Annotated in this window: 18 protein-coding genes; 16 read left to right on the forward strand and 2 right to left on the reverse strand. The window is 40.1% G+C overall.

Annotated elements, in window-relative coordinates; genetic code table 11:
- Positions 1-17: 17 nt before the first annotated feature.
- On the forward strand, positions 18-1,640 hold the full coding sequence (locus LI074_RS03295) for a hypothetical protein (RefSeq protein WP_120062350.1): 1,623 nt from the start codon (positions 18-20) through the stop codon (positions 1,638-1,640).
- 263 nt (positions 1,641-1,903) lie between these two features.
- Positions 1,904-3,745, forward strand: coding sequence for a glutamine--fructose-6-phosphate transaminase (isomerizing) (gene glmS, locus LI074_RS03300; RefSeq protein ID WP_120062349.1), 1,842 nt, complete (start codon positions 1,904-1,906; stop codon positions 3,743-3,745).
- A 74-nt stretch (positions 3,746-3,819) separates the two neighbouring features.
- On the opposite strand, the gene LI074_RS03305 is transcribed toward glmS, so the two are convergent.
- Complete coding sequence (locus LI074_RS03305; RefSeq protein WP_330597657.1) at positions 3,820-4,875, reverse strand: tetratricopeptide repeat-containing glycosyltransferase; 1,056 nt, start codon at positions 4,873-4,875, stop codon at positions 3,820-3,822.
- Between the two features lie 81 nt (positions 4,876-4,956).
- The gene (locus tag LI074_RS17305; RefSeq protein ID WP_118613704.1) at positions 4,957-5,457 is read right to left on the reverse strand and encodes a collagen-like protein; all 501 of its coding nucleotides are present in this window, start codon (positions 5,455-5,457) and stop codon (positions 4,957-4,959) included.
- 833 nt (positions 5,458-6,290) lie between these two features.
- Between LI074_RS17305 and LI074_RS03315 the strand changes: the two genes are divergently transcribed.
- From LI074_RS03315 to LI074_RS03380, 14 genes are all read left to right on the forward strand, one after another.
- Positions 6,291-7,886, forward strand: coding sequence for an AAA family ATPase (locus LI074_RS03315; RefSeq protein ID WP_055058030.1), 1,596 nt, complete (start codon positions 6,291-6,293; stop codon positions 7,884-7,886).
- Between the two features lie 206 nt (positions 7,887-8,092).
- Positions 8,093-8,893, forward strand: coding sequence for a DUF4866 domain-containing protein (locus LI074_RS03320; protein ID WP_008703013.1), 801 nt, complete (start codon positions 8,093-8,095; stop codon positions 8,891-8,893).
- 19 nt (positions 8,894-8,912) lie between these two features.
- Positions 8,913-10,244, forward strand: coding sequence for a threonine/serine ThrE exporter family protein (locus LI074_RS03325; RefSeq protein ID WP_173697942.1), 1,332 nt, complete (start codon positions 8,913-8,915; stop codon positions 10,242-10,244).
- 116 nt (positions 10,245-10,360) lie between these two features.
- Positions 10,361-10,702, forward strand: a complete 342-nt coding sequence (locus LI074_RS03330; protein WP_173697941.1) for a hypothetical protein — start codon at positions 10,361-10,363, stop codon at positions 10,700-10,702.
- A 231-nt stretch (positions 10,703-10,933) separates the two neighbouring features.
- The gene (locus tag LI074_RS03335) at positions 10,934-15,511 is read left to right on the forward strand and encodes a leucine-rich repeat protein (RefSeq protein ID WP_173702684.1); all 4,578 of its coding nucleotides are present in this window, start codon (positions 10,934-10,936) and stop codon (positions 15,509-15,511) included.
- A gap of 93 nt (positions 15,512-15,604) precedes the next feature.
- Positions 15,605-17,212, forward strand: coding sequence for an Ig-like domain-containing protein (locus LI074_RS03340; RefSeq protein WP_243278821.1), 1,608 nt, complete (start codon positions 15,605-15,607; stop codon positions 17,210-17,212).
- Between the two features lie 52 nt (positions 17,213-17,264).
- Entirely contained in the window at positions 17,265-17,879 is a 615-nt protein-coding gene (locus LI074_RS03345; protein WP_173697939.1) for a Crp/Fnr family transcriptional regulator, read from the forward strand.
- Positions 17,880-17,945: 66 nt separating this feature from the next.
- A complete protein-coding gene (locus tag LI074_RS03350) occupies positions 17,946-19,247 on the forward strand; it encodes a hypothetical protein (RefSeq protein WP_173697938.1) in 1,302 nt (433 codons plus the stop codon).
- Between the two features lie 300 nt (positions 19,248-19,547).
- Positions 19,548-20,498, forward strand: a complete 951-nt coding sequence (locus LI074_RS03355) for an L-lactate dehydrogenase (protein ID WP_173697937.1) — start codon at positions 19,548-19,550, stop codon at positions 20,496-20,498.
- Between the two features lie 503 nt (positions 20,499-21,001).
- Positions 21,002-21,796, forward strand: a complete 795-nt coding sequence (locus LI074_RS03360; RefSeq protein WP_173697936.1) for a CoB--CoM heterodisulfide reductase iron-sulfur subunit B family protein — start codon at positions 21,002-21,004, stop codon at positions 21,794-21,796.
- Positions 21,793-22,182 carry a 4Fe-4S dicluster domain-containing protein gene (locus LI074_RS03365; protein ID WP_173682905.1) on the forward strand — a complete coding sequence of 130 codons (390 nt, stop codon included), beginning with the start codon at positions 21,793-21,795 and terminating at the stop codon, positions 22,180-22,182. Before LI074_RS03360 ends, LI074_RS03365 begins: the two co-directional genes overlap by 4 nt.
- A 6-nt stretch (positions 22,183-22,188) precedes the next feature.
- Positions 22,189-24,177 (forward strand): CoB--CoM heterodisulfide reductase iron-sulfur subunit A family protein, encoded by a 1,989-nt coding sequence (locus tag LI074_RS03370; RefSeq protein WP_022380681.1) that lies wholly within the window; start codon positions 22,189-22,191, stop codon positions 24,175-24,177.
- A complete protein-coding gene (locus tag LI074_RS03375) occupies positions 24,168-24,611 on the forward strand; it encodes a hydrogenase iron-sulfur subunit (RefSeq protein ID WP_173697935.1) in 444 nt (147 codons plus the stop codon). The genes LI074_RS03370 and LI074_RS03375 overlap by 10 nt, the downstream gene beginning before the upstream one ends.
- Positions 24,599-25,573 carry a 4Fe-4S dicluster domain-containing protein gene (locus LI074_RS03380; protein WP_008703027.1) on the forward strand — a complete coding sequence of 325 codons (975 nt, stop codon included), beginning with the start codon at positions 24,599-24,601 and terminating at the stop codon, positions 25,571-25,573. The genes LI074_RS03375 and LI074_RS03380 overlap by 13 nt, the downstream gene beginning before the upstream one ends.
- Positions 25,574-25,575 lie beyond the last annotated feature (2 nt).

Raw genomic sequence — 25,575 nt, forward strand, 5'->3', positions numbered from 1 at the left:
TAAGGAGAAAATGCGTTATGTACAGAAAGAAAAATTTCATAAGTCTGGGAATAAGCCTGGTTCTGGCAGCAGGAATTACGGTAACACCTGTAACAGCAGCAGATTTCACAGATGGTACAGTTTCTGAATTTAATTCAGATGATGCAACAGAATTTGATGTACAACAGGAAACTGCGGATAATGCGGAGTTTGCATCAGATACAGAGGATAGCATTTCGGACAAAGCAGGTTCAAATGAAGCAGATTCAGACGAAGAAGTCTTTGCAGAGGCTGTAATTCCGGACGAAAACGGTGCTGTGGATAACAGACAGCTTCTGGAGAAATATCTGAATGACATTCTGTACGGACAGGATCCGGACACACAGCCAGCAGCTTCTCTGGGTGAGGATGTACTGAATGGACAGCAGCAGACCTTATATGAGGAACTTAAGAGTAAAATCAGCGCAGTGGCATCGAAAGGTGGTTCTACCAGGTTTAAAGTCAGTTCAGATCTGGGACTGACCTGGCAGACAACAGCAAGCGGTAATGCGCTCAAAAGAGAAGTAGCCGCACACCTTAATGAACTGGATATTTCAAAGATTATCGATTGCCTGGCTGTAGATTGTCCATATGAATTGTACTGGTACGAAAAGACTGCGGCTACTACCTGGCAGTATGGTTACAGCACAAAGGCAACAGGAAACAAAACAACTGTAAAAATTGAAAATCTTTCCATATCTATGCCGGTGATCAGCAGTTATGCTTCCGGTAAATATAAAGTAAATGCAGGGATTGTACAGCTTGCAAAAAGTGCAGCAGAAAATGCCAGAATGATCGTAAAAGAATTTCAGGGTTATACAGAGACAGAAAAGCTGTACGGATATAAAGAAATGATCTGCTACCTGACTTCCTACAATGATGATGTGACGGAGGATGATGAATACGGAGATCCATGGCAGTTAATCTATGTTTTTGACGGAGATGACAGTACTAATGTGGTCTGTGAAGGTTATTCCAAGGCATTTCAGTATCTGTGCGATCTCAGTGACATTACTTGCTATACAGTGACCGGTATGATGAATGGCGGTACAGGTGAAGGTCCTCATATGTGGAATATTGTGGCAAATAACGGCAAATATTATATGGCAGATATCACAAACAGCGATGAAGGAACAGTTGGAGAAGACGGAGGTCTGTTTCTGGATACTCCGATCTCAGGAAGTATTTCCCGGGGTTATACATATGCGACAGACAGTGCGAATATATATTTTGCATATGACAAAGAAGCAAAGAGCTTATATGGAACCAGAAAAAATTCCATTCTTTATATGACGCAGGAAACGTATTCTGCTGATGATCTGACTGCAAAACCAGCAAAAACTTCAATTACAGGTATATCAAACAGGACTGCCGGAAAACTTGTGATTACATGGAAAAAGGCAAAGAGTGCAGACGGATATGAGATCTATCGCCGGGCAGGAACCACTAATCCATACGTAAGAGCAGCGGTAATTAAATCCGGTTCAACTACAAAATACACAAATGCAAAACTGAAAAAAGGACATACATATTATTACAGAATCCGTTCATACAGATATGATGAGAATGGAAGAAAGATATACAGCGGCTGGTCAACAGTAAAGAAGCAGAAAGTAAAATGAAATCGGTAATCAGAAAAAGACACAAAGGATAACGTGGATAAAACAATGATGAAAGTACTTTCGTAAAAACAGAGTACACAGTTTCAGGGGATTTTCTTGTCATATGTGGAACATCATGATACAATGAGACACGATATGACAGAGAGAACCCCTGAAATTTTATTATGTTATAAGAAATTACTCCATAATGCTCTTATAATATAATAAAGCAGTATTTTTATAATGCTGTAAATATCTGGAAAATATGGGAGGAATAAATATAAATGTGTGGAATTGTTGGATTTACAGGTAATCATCAGGCAGCACCTATATTATTATATGGTCTGTCCAGACTTGAATACAGAGGTTATGATTCAGCGGGACTTGCAGTTCGCGACGGCGAAGGTGATATAGAGGTTATTAAAGCGAAAGGCAGACTGAAAGTTCTTGCAGATAAAACTAATAATGGAGAATCTGTACCTGGAACATGTGGTATCGGACATACCCGTTGGGCGACACATGGAGAACCCTCTGAGACAAATGCGCATCCCCATATGAGTGATGACGGTAACGTAGTAGCAGTTCATAATGGAATCATTGAGAATTATCAGGAACTGAAAGACAAACTGATCCGCAATGGCTATGAGTTTTATTCATCTACAGACACTGAAGTAGCAGTTAAACTTGTAGATTATTATTATAAGAAATATCTCGGAACACCGGTAGATGCCATTAACCATGCAATGGTCCGTATCCGCGGTTCCTATGCTCTTGCGATCATGTTTAAAGACTACCCGGGAGAGATTTATGTGGCAAGAAAAGACAGCCCGATGATCCTTGGGGTGGAGAACGGTGAATCTTACATTGCATCCGATGTTCCTGCAATTTTAAAATACACCAGAAATGTATATTATATTGGAAATCTGGAGATGGCTCGTATCAGAAAAGGGGAGATCACGTTCTACAATCTGGATGGTGATGAGATCCAGAAAGAGCCGAAAACAATTGAATGGGATGCAGAAGCGGCGGAGAAAGCGGGATTTGAACATTTCATGATAAAAGAAATTCATGAACAGCCGAAAGCAGTTCGGGATACTTTGAATTCTGTACTCAAAGATGATCGTATTGATCTCTCAGAAGTAGGTCTTACAGATGAGGAGATCAAAAAAATCAGCCAGATTTATATTGTAGCCTGTGGCTCTGCTTACCATGTGGGAATGGCAGCCCAGTATGTGATTGAAGATCTGACAAGGATTCCGGTACGTGTGGAATTGGCATCGGAATTCCGATACAGAAATCCGATTTTAGATCCGGAAGGTCTTGTGATCATTGTCAGTCAGTCAGGGGAAACAGCAGACAGCCTTGCGGCACTTCGTGAGGCGAAACAGAGAGGTATCCGTACACTGGGAATTGTCAATGTGGTAGGTTCTTCCATTGCCAGAGAAGCGGATAATGTTTTTTACACTCTGGCGGGACCGGAAATTTCTGTAGCAACTACCAAGGCATACAGTACTCAGCTGATTGCCTCCTATGCACTGGCAGTGCAGTTTGGAAAAGTCAGAGAACAGATTACAGAAGAAAAATATCAGGAGCTGATCGCAGAGCTGAAAACACTTCCGGATAAGATTGCCAAGATCATTGAAGATGACAAAGAGCGTATCCAGTGGTTTGCGGCTAAGCAGGCAAATGCCAGGGATGCTTTCTTTATCGGGCGTGGTATTGACTATGCCATCAGTATGGAAGGCAGCTTGAAGATGAAAGAAGTCAGTTATGTACACACAGAAGCTTATGCGGCCGGAGAGCTGAAACATGGCACAATCTCTCTGATTGAGGACGGAACTCTTGTGATCGGAATTCTCACGCAGAATCATCTCTATGAGAAAACAGTCTCCAATATGGTAGAATGTAAGAGCCGCGGTGCATACCTGATGGGACTCACCACATATGGACATTATAATATAGAAGATACTGCAGATTTCACAGTTTATATTCCGAAAACAGATCCACACTTTGCAACTTCACTGGCAGTTATTCCTTTGCAGCTGCTTGGCTATTATGTCAGCGTAGCCAAAGGCCTGGATGTAGATAAGCCGAGAAATCTGGCTAAGAGTGTAACTGTAGAATAGTGCCGGGAAAACAATACAATATGTAGCGTAATGCCACAGACTGTAAAGGATTAATACGGTCTGCGGCATTTTTTTCAAAATCCCAGAATCTCATGAAAATAGATCTGATTTTGAATAACAGAAGGATGTTCCGGTTTCAGTGTTCTGGCTTTCCGGTGAAATTCAAAAGCTTCTTTGTGCATTCCGGATTTGTCCAGACATACACATAATTGCAGAAATGGTATGAAATTATGGCAGTCCGGAATATAGAATCCTCCGTTTTGGTTGTTGTCCGGTGCAAGAAGTGCCTGATGATACCAGTGAGCTGCCATGGAAAAGTTCTGTTTCATAAAAAATATTTTCCCAATCTCACAGCATATTTCGGCTCTTGGAATATCTGATATGAAACTGTGAAACAGTATCTCAAGAGCATGCTGGTCATTGCCTGATGCCTGATAACAATAGGAGAGAACCAGACAACTGTCCAGTCTGTTTTCAATCCAGCCGTCTGGCTCTTTCAGAAATTTTTTCAGAACACAGATGGCATACTCGTATTGCTTATGGTAAAAAAGTTCCCGGCCATAATAAAATAAGTCTCTGGGTTCCAGAGGCTCTCCTTCTTCGATCATCTGTTGATAGATGTGCAGATTTCGAAAGGAAGAGCAGGGTTTTATTTTGCGATGTTCAATCTGTATGGGAGAATAAAGGATGTTCCCGGTGGGAATGATGGATTCATGAACTCTTCCCCGCCATCTGAAATTTCGGGAAGTTTTTAAGATGCGTTCTCTGTAACAGGAGAATGCAGCATGATTCCATTCATCGAAATCTGTGACATAATCCATCATAACCATATCTGTGTTCGGACTCAGTGTTTCTTTTAATTGTTTTAGTCTGTACAGATTTTCCTGAGTGATCATGTCGTCTGCATCCAGCCACATCCAGTAATCAGTACTGACTTTTTCCGAAATAAAATTCCGGGCAGCAGAAAAATCATTTTTCCATGGAAAATCATAAACTTCTGCTGTAAATTCTCTGATAATTTCTTTGGTCCTGTCTGTAGAACCGGTATCACAGATAAGAATTTTGTCTACAATTTCTTTCATGGGTTTCAGGATACGCGGCAATACTTTTTCTTCATTTTTTACAATCATACAAAGGCTGAGAGAAATCATGGAAGATAATTTAAAGCACCTTTTGAGAAAATCAGGAGGAGCATTTGCCCCTCCTGAGGTTTAAGTTGCAAGAAGTCCGGCTGCGCGGAGATTTGCGAGAAGCTGATTAAATTGGGTTACAATATCTGTCTGACCTGTGGCATCTGCTACGGCCGCTGCCGGAGCTACAGTACCGGCAGGTCCGGTAGCACCAGTGGCTCCAGTAGGTCCGGCAGGCCCGGCAGCACCAGTAGGTCCGATAGGCCCGGCAGGGCCAGTAGGTCCGATAGCTCCGGAAGGTCCGGCAGCGCCAGTGGCTCCGGTAGCTCCGACAGGTCCGGTAGCGCCAGTGGCTCCAACAGGTCCGACAGGACCTGGGTAGCCTTGAAGTCCGGGTTCACCCTGGGGGCCCTGAGGTCCCATTGGACCAACGGGACCGGGACAGCCTCTGGGTCCGGTAGGACCAGGACAACCGCGCGGCCCCTGAGGTCCCTGACAGTCACAGCTGCAACGATTGTTATTGTTACAACAGGATGTACCGGATAATTCCGGATCATCTGAGGTATGACGACTAAACAGCATAGAAAAGTATCACCTCTGGAAAATCTTATATCGTCAGACTAGACAGTCTGCCCGGCAGACTGTAATTTTACAGGACATTCCGGCAGTTGTCGTGGAATCTGACAATAATAGATTGCAGTTCTCGATATTAGTATATGTTTCATATGTGAGTTTGTGACTTACTATTGTATAACTGTCAACTACCCATTACCTAAAGGCAATGGGCTTGTAACTGCCCAGTCGTAGTAACGGTTTACGCCTTCGACCTTTTATCCCCAATAGGTATTGCTATCTAAAGTGGCGCTACATCATAGGGTGGTTGACAGCATCCTTTACAGACAAGATATACTCATCTGTAACTGTATCAGATACTAAACTTCCCATGCTATACAGCAAACATTCTTTTACGGGTAAGATTTTACGCAATACGCGAGTTTTTTACTTTATAGGAAAGAAATATAAAAACTGCTGTGGAAGATAAGTTTATTTTCCTGACAGGATAATTATCAAAAATGAAAAGAGTCTGATGCATAAAATATATAGGTTTATGCGTTGGATTCTTTTTTGTCTCTTGCCCAATAAGTTCCGGTATGCTATGATAAACAAAAGCATATTTTCTAATTATCTAAATCTATGTAACTGTCCGGTATTTTCAACAGTTACAGCCAAATCTCAATTCATATACAGATCATGAATCTGTTCTTTCAGAAAAGTCATGCTTTAATTTTCACTATTTATTTTTAGCAGGAGTTTTCTAAAAGACAGGAACTCCTGAACATATTTATTAAGGTGGTTATAAGATGCTGTATAAGAAGACAGAAAAGCTATCAATAATAAAGAGGGAGGGTGAGATAATGGGTATGTTTGTAAATCCGAATGCTGCAGCATTTCAGTGTGCAGTCAATTCAGAAGTATATATAGACAAAACGGGATTATTGGAATATACAAATAAAGTATTGGGCACAAATGCCAGGTTTATATGTAACAGTCGTCCGCGCAGATTCGGGAAATCTGTTACTGTAGATATGCTGACTGCATATTACAGTAAAGGATGCGACACTGAAAAAATGTTTTCAGGACTGGAAATCAGCAAATGTCCGGATTTTTACGAACATTTAAATAAATATGATGTCATTCATTTTGATGTACAATGGTGCTGTATATCAGCAGGTTCCAGTGAGAATTTAATTTCATATATCACGAATATCGTTGTTTCCGAATTAAGAGAGACTTATCCTGAAGTCAATCTGGTGGAAAACAGCACTATATATGGAGCAATGGCACGCATTAATACTGTATTAGGAAAACAGTTTATTGTAATCATTGATGAATGGGATGTTCTGATTCGTGATGAAGCCCATAATCAGGCAGCACAGGAAATGTATATTGACTTTCTCAGAAACATGTTTAAAGGAATTGAGGCATCAAAATATATCGCACTTGCATATCTGACCGGAATTTTACCGATAAAGAAATTAAAAACCCAGTCTGCCTTAAATAATTTCACCCAGTTTACAATGCTTAATGCCGGCCCATTGACACCATATATCGGTTTTAATGAAGACGAAGTAATCGATTTGTGTGAAAAATATGAGATAGATTTTGCAGAAGTGAGGCGGTGGTACGATGGTTACCGTCTTGGAGATTACCATGTATATAATCCCAATGCGTTAGTAAATCTGACAATCATGCGAACATTTCAAAGCTACTGGTCACAGACAGGAACCTATCTGTCAATCCTGCCACTGATCAACATGGATTTTGATGGTCTGCGGACATCCATCATAGAAATGCTGTCCGGTTCCTCTGTAGAAGTAAATGTCAATGAATTTCAGAATGATATGGTCAGCTTCGCAGACAAAGATGATGTATTGACTCTGTTGATCCACCTGGGTTACCTTGCCTACGACCAGAGAACCCAGAGAGCTTATATTCCCAATGAAGAAATCCGTCAGGAATTTCGTGCCGCAACCAAACGAAATAAATGGAACGAACTGATTGAATTCCAGCAGGAATCTGAGAAACTACTGGAAGCTACCTGGGAAATGGATGCAGAAACAGTTGCTGAACAGATAGAGAAAATCCATGCAGAATACACATCAGTGATTCAGTACAATAACGAGAATTCCCTGAGCAGCGTACTCAGTATTGCGTACCTAAGTGCAATAAAATACTATTTTAAGCCAATCCGGGAACTCCCGACAGGAAGAGGCTTCGCAGATTTCGTCTTCATCCCCAAACCACTGTACAGAGACTATTATCCTGCATTACTCGTCGAACTGAAATGGAACAAAGACGCAGAAACTGCTCTGAATCAGATAAAAGAACGAAAATATCCAGAGTCATTACAGCAGTATACAGGAGATATTTTGCTGGTGGGGATCAACTACGATAAAAAAGAAAAAGTTCATCAGTGTGTAATCGAAAAATGGTTTCCACTGTGTATATAGAACGTAACTTCAAAAGAATCATATAAGTTATGAGAAAAGACATTCTACCCCAGTGGATGGAATGTCTTTTTTATATAATTTTTAGCTTGCATCTATGTAAAATTGATATCAGAAAATCCCCTCTTTTTATGTTGACATTACTAAAAGCAAGACTATAATGAAAACCGAAAAAAGAATCTGACACGATTGGAAAGGGGAAGTTAATTATGAGTACAGTTTTGCCAAGAGAAGAAGCAGTAGAAACAATTTTTTCTAAAATTTTGGCTTCGCCGGAAGCATCCGGACGATTAAGCGGAGTTTTTTATGACCATATAGATGACGACCATCGTCTGACAGATAATGACAGAGATCATTTCCTGCAGGTATTGTTTCATGCGTACCAGAACGGTGATATCAGTGCACTGCTGTTGGAATTATGCGGCAGAAGTATGTTTGACCTGTTAAGGGAGGCTTATCTGATCCCGAAGAAATTCCACGGAAAAGCAGGAGAGAACCCGGTGCTCCTTACAGATGCAGCCGGAGAACTTCTTCCCGGGGAAAAGGTTTCAGCCAGAGAATATGCAAAATTCAAGGAAACATATGAACATCATGAATGTGCCCCCAGATCTGCGCTGTATCTTGCAGATGGTTATGATCTTGTCCGTACCTATACAGAAGGTCTGAACATTACAGAAGAAAAAGATAACCGTAAACGTGGTGTCCTGGCTCTTTATGCACTTCCCGACACCTGTAAACTGGGTCTGACAGAAGCACAGGCATATGCCGTTGTATGGGATGCTTTCCAGAAGATTCAGGAAGAAGCCCCAAGAGCCATGGTATACTACGGACAGGAAACAGGTCTGAAGAAAGAGAATCCGGATAAACCCTATGATGAAATTGGAATTCTTCTTCCTATCCATGAATTTGAGAAAAAAATGCTGCAGCATTTAGACGAGATTGACGGAATCGTACTGGCATGCAGAGAGAAAATGATGGAGAAAGCAGGAAATGACAGTCTGCAGCTCTAAAAATAAGGAAGTGATTAAAATGCCGCAGGAAGTGATTAAAAAGAATCATATGGATGTTGCTTGGCATGAATACACAGATGAAAATGGAGAAAATATACCTGTTTCAGATGCCAGTATTGCAGAAAAAGCATCTATTATCGGACGTGTGGGGATTATGTTTCTCTCATGCGGTACCGGAGCCTGGAGAGTAAGAAGTTCCATGAACACATTGGCAGAAGCACTTGGCATTACATGTACGGCGGATATTGGTCTGATGTCTATTGAATATACATGCTATGACGGAGAAGAAGGCTTTACCCAGTCACTGTGCCTGACCAATACCGGAGTAAATACCTTAAAGTTAAACCGTTTGGAACACTTTATCCGGAACTTTAAAACAGAAGGGAAACATATGTCAGGGGAACAGCTGCATACTTTCCTTGATAATATTGAAAAAACACATGGTCTCTATTCCCCGCCTGCACTGGGACTTGCAGCAGCAATCGCATGCTGTGGATTTACATTTCTGCTGGGAGGCGGTCCGATTGAGATGTTCTGTGCATTTGTGGGTGCAGGAATTGGTAATTATCTTCGCTGTAAACTGACAAAATATCATTTTACATTATTCTTATGTATTGTATCCTCTGTATCCTTGGCATGTTTTGCATATGCAGGTATGCTCAAACTGGGAGAAATACTGTTTGGGATTTCTGTTCAGCATGAGGCCGGATATATCTGTGCCATGCTGTTCATCATACCGGGATTTCCATTCATTACCAGTGGTATTGACCTTGCCAAACTGGATATGCGTTCCGGAATGGAACGTCTGATGTATGCTTTGATCGTTATTCTGGTAGCAACTATGTCAGCGTGGATCATGGCCCTGATTCTGCATCTGAAACCTGTAAATTTTATGAAACTTTCGCTGACAATGAGCCAGTGGATTCTATTCCGGATTCTTGCCAGCTTTTGCGGAGTATTTGGATTCTCCATTATGTTTAACAGCCCGGTACGTCTGGCAGTTGCAGCAGCCGGGATAGGAGCAGTGGCCAATACCCTGAGACTGGAGCTGGTGGATCTTGCCAATATTCCTCCTGCAGCCGCTGCATTTATCGGTGCACTTACTGCGGGACTTCTGGCGTCGTTGCTGAAGAATAAAGTTGGATATCCAAGGATATCTGTAACAGTTCCGTCAATCGTCATCATGGTTCCGGGTCTGTATTTGTACAGAGGATTTTATAATCTTGGAATCATGTCATTATCGGTAGCTGCATCCTGGTTTGCATCTGCAATCCTTATCATTGCTTCATTGCCGCTGGGACTGATCTTTGCACGTATTCTGACTGACAGATCATTCAGATATTGTACCTAATCCGGCAATTGATTTGGCAATTATTTTTAAAATCATTAAAAAAACCATGTATCTTTTGTGTATTGTGTGGTGGGTTTGGGTTACTGAAAATCGTGAAAAATCGACGTTAAACTGCAATGATTACAGTGATAGTTCCGGATGAACCTGTGATCAACAGGACAACAGGTTTCGGACGTTTAAGAGCCCGCTCCGTAAAGCAGACAAAAACTTCTGTGACATTACAGTGGAATATAATCAAAGATGCAGATGGCTGCTTCATATACGAAAATCACTGCAATACCGGCACAAAATCCTACAAATACAAAAAACCTGCCACCATCACCAACGGCGCTACAGGCACATGGACACAGAAGCAGTTGCCGAACAATAGAGAAAATCCATGCAGAATACGCCTCAGTGATCCAGTACAACAACGAGAATTCCCTGAGCAGTGTACTCAGTATTGCTTACTGATATAGTGTCGTTAGAATTATCAAAGGAGTCTGATGCATAAGTGAAAACTTATGCGCCGGGCTCTTTTGTTTTGAAAAAATTTCAGGATTATTGATTTAGATCAAGCGCCTGGCAAGACAGAAAACGAAAGATGTAGTATAATATATTGTGACAATAAAAGTGGTACAATCTTTCATATCAGAAAGCGAAACACTGAATTGAGAAAAAGTGATTATTATAAGAAGGAGAGAGTGCGTATGAAGAGAAAACTAATGGCTCTTATGCTGGCGGGAATCATGGTGATACAATCAGCAGGCACATCATGGGCAGCAGAATTCACAGATGGAGTGAATGTGGAATATGGAGATTCGTCAGAAAATGTTAATGAAGAAGCATTTTCTGACGAGCAAACGGAAGCAGAAAATTTTGAAGATGATTCTCCTGAAAAAGATCTGACAGAAGAAGCAGAAGTACCTGCAATGGCATCTGGTAGCACATCGGACGAAAATTTAGAAGTATCATTTAATAATGGGACACTTACCATTAGTGGAAGTGGGATGATTACTCAAACATCAGTAAAGAATTGTGGACATTCATTAAGTGAAATAAAGAAGGTAATTATAAAAAAAGGAATAACAAGTATCGGAGCGTGTGCGTTTTATGTTTGCAGTAGTTTAAACAGCATAGAAATCCCGAACAGTGTAACGAGTATCGGGAATTATGCGTTTTATAGTTGCAGTAGTTTAAACAGCATAGAAATCCCGAACAGTGTAACGAGTATCGGGGATTATGCGTTTTATAGTTGCAGTAGTTTAAACAGCATAGAAATCCCGAACAGTGTAACGAGTATCGGATGGGGTGCGTTTGAGGATTGCAGTAGTTTAAACAGCATAGAAATCTCGAACAGTGTAAGGAGTATCGGGGAGTGGGCGTTTGCTGGTTGCAGTAGTTTAAACAGCATAGAAATCCCGAACAGTGTAACGAGTATCGGATGGGGTGCGTTTGAGGATTGCAGTAGTTTAAACAGCATAGAAATCTCGAACAGTGTAAGGAGTATCGGGGAGTGGGCGTTTGCTGGTTGCAGTAGTTTAAACAGCATAGAAATCCCGAACAGTGTAACGAGTATCGGATGGGATGCGTTTGAGGATTGCAGTAGTTTAAACAGCATAGAAATCCCGAACAGTGTAAGGAGTATCGGGGATTGGGCGTTTGATGGTTGCAATAGTTTAACTGATGTATATTACACTGGAAACAAAACACAGTGGGAGAAAGTAGATATTAGCTCATATGGTAATCAACAATTATCGAAAGCAACAATCCACTATAATAGCACAATATCCACAAATAAAAAGTTCAATTTGAGCATCAAATCCCCTGCCATTCTGGGAAATCAAAATTCAATTTCCGTAGATTTCGAAGCATCAACTCCAGGCAATGTAGCGAATGAGGAGAAGGCAATTACCTGGAAGTCAAGTAACCCTGCTATTGCAGAGATAGACAAAAATGCAACAGGGTTAATAGACAGCGTTGATGGCAACCGTGCATCTGGCTGGATAAGCTTATTAGCTTATGACGTAGGTGAAGTAACTATAACAGGAACTACACAGGATGGAAGAACTGCAAGTATAGAAATCAATGTAGAACCGAAACTGCAGACTCAGACCACAATAATTAACATTTCAGAAAAAAAATCAGTTACTCTGTGTTCCGTAGAGCTTGAAAAAGGAAATAAGGAATATCTGGAAAGGTTCATGAAGAACTTAAAGATTCAGGATACAGGTTCTTATTTAGCAGGGCCATATGTAACGATTGATAAAACGGAATACCGTATCTCAGATGATGGAAAGAAAGCAGAACTGATCTGCACGTTTACTCCGATAGGGAATGGAAGTGAATCTAGCAAAATTACATGTACAAGTCCAAATGGACAGAAAATTACAGTGTCAGTCGGTAAGAACGGCAGTCACACTGAATCCCTGACTGCAACAGCCGCTTTTGGTGACAAATCAAAGAAAAAGACCTTACACTGGACTAAAGATGGTTATAATGAGAAAGAAATAGAAGTTAATGTGCAGATTTATAATCCTTCAGGAACAGTTAATCTGAATGAGTTAAGTGTGGAACTGAAGAATTTGAAGATGTTTAAAGTAAAAGATGCGTCAAAAGTAACCAATATAGGCTCTGATTATACTTATGATCTGAATATGGATCAGTCCATAAATGAAGGGAAAACAATCACCGTTAAATTGACATTGGTAAAGAAGGGAGTAACATGGTGGAAACCGAATGACAGCAGTGTACATTCCGGAGAAATTATTGTTACAGTTACCGGAAATAACAAAAAGGGAAACAGTATCAGCGGAACCGCTGCTTTAAATGTAAATTATCAGAACGACCTGAAAAAAACAGATGATGAACAAAAAGCAGAGCAGGAAGCAGAAAAAAATGCAGAGAAGTCTTTAGCAGATGCAGTAGATTCTTTTGTGGATCTCAGTGATAAAATGGCACTTGATCCTGATATTGAAAAATATATTGGTCACAATCAGTTTGAAGGATTAAAATTATTGATTTATTCAGAAATTGCAATGGCAAATATTTCCAAAGAATATTTTACAGCCTCCGGTTTGTCCGATGAAGTTGCAGAGCGGATGATGAAACAGTTTTTGGGATATGAAAAGCCGAAATTTGGGATAGCAAGTAAAGAAGTACCTGTTGAAGTAGTTGTGCAGGGACTGAACAATAAGCTGTATCAGTTCAGATTTGACTGTGATGTTTCTGTATATTCTTATGACGGTTCACCATTTGGAATCAACGGTGGCATTACAACTAAAATGTGGCTGGTTTCTGAACCGAACCAAAAGCAAGAAGAAATTCTCTGCGATAAAGGATTAATTAATGAAGCAGATTTGGACAGCTTCTGCCAGAGCTTATGGAAAGCAGCAGAATCATCAATAAAAAGTGCATACAAAGAAATCTGGGGCAGTAATGCAGATAAACTTGCCAATGAAGTCATCGAGGACAGTATCGACAGTATCGCCAGCAAGGCAGCAAAATACGGTCTGGAGAGACCGGTTAAAATGCTTCTGGAGAAACTTTATGAAAGAAAACTGAAAGGCAGATTTTCATCAGGCTTTTTCAATCTGTTGATTTATCCTTCTAAAAAAGCTGTGATAAAATGCCCTGTAGATGTTTATGTATACAATTCCGATAATGTTCTGGTAGGAAGCATTGTTTCTGATAAGGCAACGATTATAGGGGATGGTGTAGCCCTCTGGACGGTGGGGGATGACAAATATGTTCAGTTATTTAATGATACCTATCGTCTGGTTTATAAAGCAACAGGCACCGGAACCATGGACATTAATATTTATGACCAGTTAGCAAACAATTACAATTACAGAAACTGTGAGTTCACTCAGATACCATTAAGTCCGAACATGAAGTATTCGCAGTCGATTAATGATGAACTGATGACAGATTCCGGCAATTATAAGGTGCAGTCTGATAATGGCACAATAATCAATGTAACAAAAGAGCAGAATTTATATGAAACGACCACAATCATTGAAACACCAACACCTACTGCAACGCCTACACCTGCCGCAACACCTACACCTACCGCAACACCTACACCTATAGTGACAGTGACACCTACTGTAACACCTACAGTGACAGTAACTCCTACTGCAACACCTACACCTGCAGTTTCACCAGATAAAAAACCTTCAGTACCGAAGTTAAGCAAGATAACTACATTATATAATTCAATTACAGTCAAATGGAACGCAGTTTCTGAAGCTGATGGCTATCAGGTTTATCGAAAGGTGAATTCCGGTAAGTGGAAAGTTGTAAAAAATACAACCGGAACTTCCTATAAAGACAAAAATGTAAAAGCCGGTTACAAGTATTCTTATACAGTAAAGGCTCATAAAAAAGTAAATGGCAAAAAAGTGTATAGTGGATACAACAAAAAGGGGTTATCAGGGAAACTGAATACGGTTGTTTCTTTGTCCGTTAAAAATAAAACAGTATCTATAAGCTGGAAGAAAACAACAGGTGCAACAGGATATTATATTTATCGGTCAGGAAGCAAAAACGGTAAGTTCAGTAAGATAAAAACGATTACCAGTGGGAAAACTTTAAAATATACAGACAAAAAAGTGAAAACCGGAAATACATATTATTATAAAGTAATTCCTTTCAAAAAAATTAACAGTAAGGCAGTAAAGAGTGCAAGTAGTACAATAAAGAGTATTGTATTAAACAAAACAGCTCCGACACCTACCCCAACGTCAGGCATTACAAAGAAATATTCTCCAGCAGCACAGAAACTGATTAATTATCTGATAAAAGCTGGAGAAAAATGGGAAGGTTCAATGGGAGGCACAAATTATACTATACATTATTTTGAAGTTGGAAAAGGAAATGTGACATTTCAGTATCAGAAGGCTTACAGTGATCAGCCCAGTGTACTCTGGATGTCTTATACTTTAAATTCGGAGACAAATTCAAAGTACAGGGAAGAGATTACACTTCATTGGATGGAACGATATGATTCTTCTGCTTCGAATATGAATGAAATATCAGTTAATTATGCGATAAATACTAATAATAATGTAGTTGGAGGAGATATTTTGATGGATTCATTTACTAAAGAATCACGAATTAAATTTCATAATCGCTACTGGAATTTAAAAGAATATACTTTGGAACAGATGAACGAAAAAGGAAACAAACGTTTGCAAGAAGCAATGCCGCTATTTGAATCCTGCCTGAAAAAGGGTGATTCTGGTGTAACTATGTCAGATTTGGGTTTTACAAAGTATAATTTTTAAATTTCTTATAAGATACTCAAAAAAGATTTAAGAAAAATAGCAAAACTAAGAAAGAATGTTTTATAGAACAAAAGATACATTGGAGAAATGAGTATGAAAAAGAAAGTATATAAGATGCTAATTTTTGCATGTATTATTTTAGGAGTATTATTATTGCATAGCGGTGTTAGGGTTGAAGCTTCTGAAATTCATGCATTATGTGTAAGCGGTTATCCGTTGGGAAATAATAACAGTGAACTGATGTATGACCGTATTGTAGAAAACAAACTTCAAGGATATAAAGCAGGAAAATACGTGAAGCAATATACCTATAATTCTGAGAAACCAGAAAATGGAGGTGGTTCATCAGAAAGTGATTTTGATTCTAAAATATCAGAAGTAATTCAAAATTCATCCAGTAGAGACATTTTGATATTTTACTATTACGGACATACAGTATCTGATGGAACTGGAAGTTCTTTGGGATTTGCTTTGACAGGTTCCAAGAAAGCTTGTGATACTTGGTATAGATGGCAACATCTTGCTTTAATGTTGGCACAATTTCCAGGGAAAATATATGTAATCCTTGACACTTGTCATGCTGAAGATTTCTGGACACAAGGGGTTAGTTCAATTCTGAACCAAACAGTGAGAGAGAAATTTTCGTGTCTGCTTGCATGTGGTTCGAATGAAAGCAGTAACTATGGACCGAAGCTTTTGTTTACTACACCAAGAAAATTGGTTGATGCCAAGTATTATGGAAGTTTTACTTTCAACATAGGAAAAGCTCTTGGATATTGGAACGGTATACTGGCAGCAGACAGAAGCAAAAATGGATATGTGACATTAAATGAATTATATGCATATGTCGAAAAGCATATATCAGGATTTGATAAAATGACAGTAAAAACATATGGCGGATACTTGGATGAACCTTTATTTCATTATAATGTTGCCATAGATCATACAAAGCTTTCCATGAATATAAAAGATCAGAAAAAACTTTGTGCATATGTAACAGGGACAAAAGTGAAAGCAAAATGGACATCGAGCAATACATCTGTTGCTACAGTAAATTCTGGAGGAAAGGTGGTTGCCCAAAATCCTGGAACAGCGGTTATTACTGCAAAAATAAATGGAACAGAAGCTACATGTACTGTAAAAGTAAAAGATGTGAAATATACTCTATCGCAATTTGAAGATTATAACAGACTCAATAAATTGGTTCATTGTTTTGATATACCTATTGGTTTCTGTGCAAATCCGGCAATGAATGTAGGAAAGAAGCCTTCTGGCGTAGATTCCAAATTTATGATAGCATGCAGCGCATGGCATGTGGATGAAAAGTATTGGAAGGAAATTCCTGGAGTAGAAGGTTATGGTGAGTTTTCGATTGATGGCAAATATGTTGAACAGGAATGTAAAAAATTATTTGGGAAAAGTTGTTCAATAATGAAACTGACAGAATCTTTTATATTTGCGACACGAAAAGGAAATAAGATAAACCTTCCAGGATGGTCATCACCGTATAATGTAACAAGCAGAATCACTGGAATTGTGCAAAAAACGGCTCTGTCTTATCAGGTATATGTAACTTATACTGCAAAATCAGTTTATGGAAATTTAAGTATATCGGGAAAGCAAACAAAAGCGGTATTTACTGTAAAAAAAGTTCAGACAGCTCCTCATGGATATTATGTATCTGGATTCAAATTTTCATAAGAAAAAGTGTAAATGAGAAGCAAAAAGAATAAAGTTAAAGGAATATTTACGGATGAAAGCAGAAAAAAGTGAAATTATTGTGTTTTTCAGGGATATAATCGGAATCAAAGATAAATATGCACTGGAACAGCTTGGCAATCATTCCAGAAGATGGACGTTAAAGGCAAAATGCATTTTACTTAAGGAAAAAGATGTGGTTTCGGAAGTTTCTTTTCTGTATCAGCGTGGAGGAGTAGTAAAAGCATATTATGCGCTGGATAAAGAGGGAAAAAACAGAATCCATTGTTTTGCGCATCATGTGGGTGAGCCTGTTACCGGGATTGTGAATCTGGACAGACATATGGTTTCACTTCTGACTGTGGAGGCAGTTAGAGACTGTGAGTTGATTTCTATCTCTGCAGACTGCCTCAGAGAACTGGTACAGAGCTGTCAGGAAATTGCTCTGGCGTGTAACCGTATGATCGGAATCAATGTTATCAGGAATATGGAATATGAAAAAGTGATCACTTCCAGCAGAGTGGAAGACAGGTATCGTTATTTTCTGGAAATTTATCCGGATCTGGTAGAAAAAGTAAGCAAAAAGGATATTGCTTCCTATCTTAATATGACACCTGAGAGTCTGAGTCGCTTATTAAAAAATATGAAAAAAGAAAATTCTGAACAGTGATTTCGCTGTATGCAGAGGTAATCTTGCATACATGGAAATAAATTTACAGCAAACGGAGGATAAAACATGAAGAGAAAAGTTTTAACAATGTTGTTAGCAGTAACAATGTCAGCGACAGTGGGAAGCCCTGTCTGCGCTGCAGATTTTACAAGTGGAACGGAGAATGTATCTGAATTTTCCGGGAATGTTGTGGACAGTGAGAATGCATCAGAAAATACAGCAGATGTGGATACTGCATCTGAAGAGGTAAATGAGACTATGGATGCAGAAGAATCGGAAGATTCACAGAAATCAGATATGCCGGAATTTACAGATGAAGAAAGCGCAGATGACGAAGACTCGATTCCGGAATTTAATGATGACCAGGAAGATATACTCACAGACAGTGCGGGAAAGCCAGGTACTTCTGCGAAATATCCTTCCATGAAAAAAACAGGAAATGTATATACAGCGACTGTAAAGAATGCAACAGAAAAGAATTATGTAAAATTTGTTCCAAACAAAACAGGAAAATATGTGTTAAAGATGACAATTACATCCCAATATGGAACTTATACAAATAGTGTCTATGATGCATATAATTCTAAATTCAAAATGCTTGAAGGCATTTCCACAGGTGGCTATGGTGCCTATAAGCTTGAAAAAGGGAAAACCTATTATTTTGGAATGGGGATGGGGAAATCCGCTTCAAAAGTTGTCTTTCAGGCAGAAATTCTGGCTGATGTTGTTTCAATCAAACAGGTAAAAATTGATAAATCTGTTGCTTTTTATACTCCTATAGATTTTTATCAGGATCAATACGGAACAGATAATAAAAATCAATATAACGTCGCAGAACGTTGGAGAGGAAAAGGAAAAATAAAAATCACATATAGTGATGGAAAAACAGAGACAATTCGTACAGACCAGAGAAATAGATATGGTCAATGGCTCAGCAGATATATTATTTACAACGGTAAGAAATCCAGTCCAGAGCCAGGAACCTATGACGTACATTTAAAATATGACAATTCAAAAGCAGAAGCAGTTGTAAAAAATGTCAAAGTAAAGAAACTATCCGGTTTACCGACAATCAATGGAAGTGGCAGTAAAAAGTTTTCTGTAACCAACAGTGGCATGTATGCATGCTTTAAAACAGGTAAGAGTACAAAATACCGCGTTTCCGTATCTTTCCCTGATTATAATCTTGGCAGTCAGGGAATCAGCATTGAACAGGAGAAAAAAGGAAAACTTGAACATATAAATCATGTGCAAAATGGAGGTACCTGTACATTAAAGGCGAATACAGTATATTATTTTTATGTAAACTTACATAGTGGATGGGCGAATAATTCGACTGGAACACTTAAAGTAACTCCTGTAAATTAACCATATCAAGTCAGGGGCAAAATACTTTTTGACCCTGACATCATAAAATTTATAAACAAACCCAGAGGAACAAATCTGTAAATGCATTTAAGTATTCATAGATTTGTTTCTTTGTGTTATATAAAATAAAGTTTTAGATTTGTGAAAATTATATCAAACTTACAAACAATTTCATGGTCCAAAACAAAAATTGGAATTTAAAAATTGTTCGGATTTCTGTACAAAAACTCTTGTCAATTTTTTGACAATGTGTTATCATTAAGACGTCAATTTTGTTAGGAGAAAAGGAGTATTAAGATTATGAGCAGTAAAATTACTATCATTGGAGCCGGCAGTGTCGGTGCCACCATCGCGTACACTTTATCAAGTCAGGATATTGCATCTGAAATCGTTCTGATCGATATCAATAAACAGAAAGCAGAAGGCGAAGTTCTGGATATCATCCAGGGAACCTGCTTCAGAGATCCTATTTCCATCATTGCCGGAGATTATGAAGATGCCAAAGACTCTGACATCGTTATCATCACATCCGGTATCGCACGTAAACCAGGACAGACAAGACTTGAACTTACACAGACAAACGTAAATATCCTTAAGTCCATCACACCGGAGATTGTAAAGGCTGCACCAAACGCTCTTTACCTGATCGTAAGTAATCCGGTTGATATCATGACTTATGTATTTACAAAGATTTCCGGACTTCCGGAGAACCAGATCCTTGGTTCCGGTACCATCCTTGACTCTGCACGTCTGCGTTGCGGATTATCCGAGCACTTCCAGATTGCACAGAGTAACATCCATGCTTATGTATTTGGTGAACATGGCGATACATCCTTTATTCCATGGTCCGGAGCTTATATTTCCGGTGTAAGTGTGGATGAATATTATGAACTGGAGAAGAAACTCGGAAAAGATATTGAGCCGATTGACAAAGAAGCAATGCTTCAGTACGTACAGAAATCCGGCGGTGAAATTATCTCCAAGAAAGGTGCAACTTTCTATGCCGTATCTTCATCTGTATGCAAGCTCTGTAGCTTACTGGTATCTTCTTCCGAATCTATTTCTACAGTATCCACTATGATGCATGGAGAATACGGAATCGAAGATGTATGCTTAAGCACACTGACACTGGTAGGTCCAAATGGTGTACAGGGTAAAGTACCGATGAGAATGAATAAAGCTGAAATCGAACAGCTCAAGAAGAGCGCAGATACACTGAAAGAAATTATTGCTCAGATTGATCTTAATTAATAAATAAAACGTGACTGGTTAAAATCGCCTGTGGCGATAAGATTTTGAATTCAGGGGAGCAGAGAACGCGTTGCTCCTCTGAGTAAAAATTATTGTTTACTCCTTTTTTTATTCATCAGTCAAAATTCCATATTGCAGCGGAGGCAGAGGAATTTTGACTCTTATGAATAAAATCAGGAACGAAATAAAAAAATATCAAAAACCTCTTGTTAAAATGTTGTCAATATGATATAATATTTTTCGGAAATCGAGCTGATACACTCCTTTAATTGCGGAGGAAGGGTGTGCGAACTCTTTTATTTTCTATGTCTCAACAAAGATATAAAAAGTAATTGTATTAGACTTGATTTATATTTTTGTCCATATATTGTTAAAAAAAAGACAAGGACTAGCGACTGTTATTTACGGGCGCTATATATCGGGGCAAATTGCTTTTGGACCCTGATATCATTATTTGAGCAACATGAATTTATCTGAACAACTAAGAAAGGATAATGTTAAGTATGAAGTACAGTTATTATCCGGGTTGTACCCTGAGAAACAAGGCGAAAGATCTGGACGAATATGCCAGAGCCAGCGCCAGAGCACTTGGGTTTGAACTGGAAGAGATCGAAGATTGGCAGTGCTGCGGAGGTGTTTATCCTCTGGGAACTGACGAGATTGCTACGAAGCTTTCTTCTGTACGTGCTCTTAATCAGGCCAAAGAAAAGGGCCAGGATCTGGTAACAATCTGCTCTGCCTGTCATCACGTGATCAAACGTGTCAATGATGATATGAAAAATGTGGAGGATATCCGCACCAGAGCAAATAATTACATGCAGCTTGATGAGCCTTATGAAGGCGAGACAACAGTGCTCCATTATCTGGAAGTACTTCGCGACAGAGTTGGCTTTGACAAGCTGAAAGAGAAAGTAGTAAACCCGCTTACAGGAAAGAAGATCGGAGCCTATTACGGATGTCTCTTATTACGTCCGGGCAAGATCATGGCTTTTGATGATCCGGAGAATCCGACAATCATGGAAGATTTCATCCGTGCACTTGGTGCAGAACCGGTGATCTATCCATACAGAAATGAATGCTGCGGCGGTTACATTTCTCTCAAAGAAAAAGAAATGTCCCAGAACATGTGTCAGAAAATCGAAGACAGTGCCCAAGGCTTTGGCGCAGATATGCTGATCACAGCCTGTCCATTGTGTAAATATAATTTAAATAAAAACGCTTCCAGCGAACTGCCTGTATATTATTTCACAGAGCTCCTTGCAGAAGCCCTCGGAGTAAAAGAGGAGGTAGCGAAATGAGAAACGAACATTCAGCAGCAGAGAAAATTAAAGAAATCTCAGGAACAAATCCGCTGAAATGTATGAAATGTGGAAAATGTTCTGCTACCTGTCCATCCTTCAATGAAATGGATATCAAGCCACATCAGTTTGTATCCTATGTTGTAAATGAAGATATCGAAGCACTTGTCAATTCAAAGTCTCTCTGGAAATGCCTTTCCTGCTTCGCCTGTGTAGAGCGTTGTCCAAGAGATGTAAAACCGGGAAAGATCATCGATGCAGCAAGACAGTTAGTTGTCCGTGAAAAAGGCGGCGATTATCTGAAAGCAGATGAGATACCACAGCTTCTTGATCCGGAACTGCCACAGCAGCTTCTGGTAAGTGCATTCAGAAGATACAGGAGGTAAGCCAGCGTGCAGAGAATTGGTGTATTTGTCTGTCATTGCGGAAGTAATATCGCCGCTACGGTAGATGTAAAAAAAGTTGTTGAATTAGCTGCCAAAGAGCCGGGTGTCGTTCATGCAGAAGACTACCAGTACATGTGCTCAGAAGCAGGCCAGGCTAAAATTCAGGAAGCCATTAAAGAGAAAAACCTGACAGGCGTTGTTGTCTGTTCATGCTCTCCACGTATGCATGAGGCAACATTCAGAAAAGCAGCTGAAAGAGCTGGCCTGAATCCATACATGGTGGAGATTGCAAATATCCGTGAGCATTGTTCCTGGATCCACAAGGATATGGAAGAGGCTACAAAGAAGGCCGTGATCCTTGCCAGGGCAGCAATCGCAAAAGTAAACTTAAACACACCTCTTCAGCCAGGAGAGAGCCGTGTTACAAAGAGAGCCCTGATCATCGGCGGCGGTATTGCCGGAATCCAGACAGCCCTGGATATCGCAGATGCAGGATATGAAGTAGATATCGTAGAGAAGACTCCAAGTATCGGTGGAAGAATGTCACAGCTTGATAAAACATTCCCGACACTTGACTGTTCTGCATGTATCCTCACACCTAAGATGGTAGAGGCAGCAGCACATGAGAAGATCAATATCTATACATACAGTGAAGTAGAACATGTCAGCGGTTTCGTAGGTGATTTCACCGTTGATATCAGAAAGAAAGCAAGAAGTGTAAATATGGACAAATGTACAGGCTGCGGTGTCTGCCAGGAAAAATGTCCGTCCAAGAAGATTCCGAACGAATTTAACAGAGGATTAAATAACAGAACTGCTATTTACACTCCATTTGCACAGGCAATCCCGAATGTTCCGGTTATCGACCGTGAGAACTGTCTGAAATTTAAAACAGGAAAATGTGGTGTCTGCTCCAAAGTATGTCAGGCAGGAGCCATTGATTACGATCAGCAGGATGAGATCGTAACACAGAAATACGGTGCAATCGTAGTTGCTACAGGTTTTGATACCATCAAACTTGACAAATATGATGAATATGCGTACAGCCAGAGTAAGGATGTTATCACATCCCTGGAACTGGAACGTATCATGAACGCAGCAGGTCCTACAAAAGGACACTTAGAGCGTCTTTCCGACGGAAAGGCTCCGAAAGAGCTGGTATTTATCCAGTGTGTGGGAAGCAGATGTTCTGATGACAGAGGAAAGCCATACTGTTCCAAGATCTGCTGTATGTACACAGCAAAACATGCAATGCTGATCCGTGATAAATATCCGGATACAAATGTAACAGTCTTCTATATTGATGTGCGTACACCTGGTAAGAACTTCGATGAGTTCTACAGAAGAGCCGTAGAACAGTACGGCGTAAACTACATCAAAGGCCAGGTAGGAAAAGTTATTCCACAGCCGGACGGAAGCCTTCTTGTACAGGGATCTGACCTGATCGACAACAAACAAATCCTTAAGAAAGCAGATATGGTCGTTCTTGCAACAGCCATTGAACCGAACCCGGATGTTCGTAAGATCGCTACTATGCTTACAGCAAGTATTGATACAAACAACTTCCTCACAGAAGCCCATGCAAAACTCCGTCCTGTAGAATCTCCTACAGCAGGTATCTTCCTTTCCGGTGTATGCCAGGGACCGAAAGATATTCCGGAGACAGTTGCACAGGCTGGCGCAGCAGCAGTTAAGGCAATCGGCCTTCTTGCCAAAGATAAACTGACAACCAACCCATGTACAGCAAAATCCGATGAACTGTTATGTAACGGATGTTCTACATGTGCAAATGTCTGCCCATATGGAGCAATTTCCTATGAGGATAAACAGGTAAATGACCACGGTATCCGTGAAACAAGAAGAGTAGCCGTTGTAAATACAGCACTTTGCCAGGGATGCGGCGCTTGTACAGTAGCCTGCCCGTCTGGTGCTATGGATCTGCAGGGCTTTTCCAACAGACAGATTATCGCGGAGGTAGATGCAATATGTCGATAGAAACAAACGAAGAATTCAGACCTAAGATTGTAGCATTCTGCTGTAACTGGTGTAGTTACGCAGGTGCAGACCTTGCAGGAAGCAGCCGTCTTTCTTACCCGGCTGACGTAAAGATCATCCGTGTTCCATGTTCCTGCCGTGTCAATCCAATGTTCATCCTCCGTGCTTTTGAGAAAGGTGCTGACGGTGTGATCATGTGTGGATGTCATCCTGGAGACTGTCATTACAGCACAGGTAACTACTATGCAAGAAGACGTATGACACTTCTTTTCTCCATGCTCGACTACATCGGTGTGGAAGACGGAAGAACACGAGTAGAATGGGTTTCCGCTGCTGAAGGTGTGAAATTCTCCCAGACTATGAATGAGTTTGTAGAGAAGATCCATTCACTCGGTAAGAACGTAAGATTGGAGGATTTAAGATGCAGGAGCTGATAAATCGTGCAAAAGAACTGCTTGCTGACGGTACAGTTGCAAGAGTTCTGGGATGGAAAGCCGGAGATCTGCCTTACAATCCGGAACCGGCTTACTTTGAAACAGAAGAATCTCTGAAAGATTTTGTATATAACGGATTCTGCGGTGCAAACTTAAGCAAATATATGATCGAAGCTTCCAAACTGGAAGGCAAGACACTGGTTTGTTTAAAACCATGTGATACATACAGCTTTAATCAGCTGATCAAAGAGCATCGTGTAGACCGTGAGAAAGCTTATATCATTGGTGTTGGATGTAAAGGAAAACTGGATATCGAGAGAATCCGCAAACAGGGAATCAAAGGTATCGAAAGCATTTCCGGTGCAGAGATCACAGATGAGGCAGAAACACTGACTATTCAGACAATCTATGGTGAGAAGACCTGTGCATACAAAGATGCAATGCTTGAAAGATGTCACGTATGTAAAGGAAAAGAACATAAGATTTATGATGAACTTATCGGTGAGTCCAAAGACACAAAAGATGCAGACCGCTTTGCAGAAGTAGAGAAGATCGAAGCAATGAGCCCGGAAGAAAAATTTGCATTCTTCCAGAGCCAGTTAAGCAAATGTATCCGCTGCAATGCCTGCCGTAATGTCTGTCCTGCATGCAGCTGCCGTAAATGTGTATTCGACAGCAATAAGTTTGACAGTGCGCAGAAAGCAAATGTGGACTCCTTTGAAGAAAAGATGTTCCACATTATCCGTGCATTCCATGTAGCAGGAAGATGTACAGACTGCGGTGAATGCAGCAGAGTATGTCCTCAGGGAATCCCACTTCACCTGTTTAACCGTAAATTTATCAAAGATATTGATGCTTTCTACGGAGAATATCAGGCAGGAGAGGACACAACCTCCAAAGGACCTCTTACAAACTTTACATTTGAAGATGTTGAGCCGAGTATTGTGGCAGAAAGGGGATAATG

It is taken from the genome of Blautia sp. MSK18_10 (genome assembly GCF_020553185.1).
GTDB classification, from domain to species: Bacteria; Bacillota; Clostridia; order Lachnospirales; family Lachnospiraceae; genus Blautia_A; species Blautia_A wexlerae.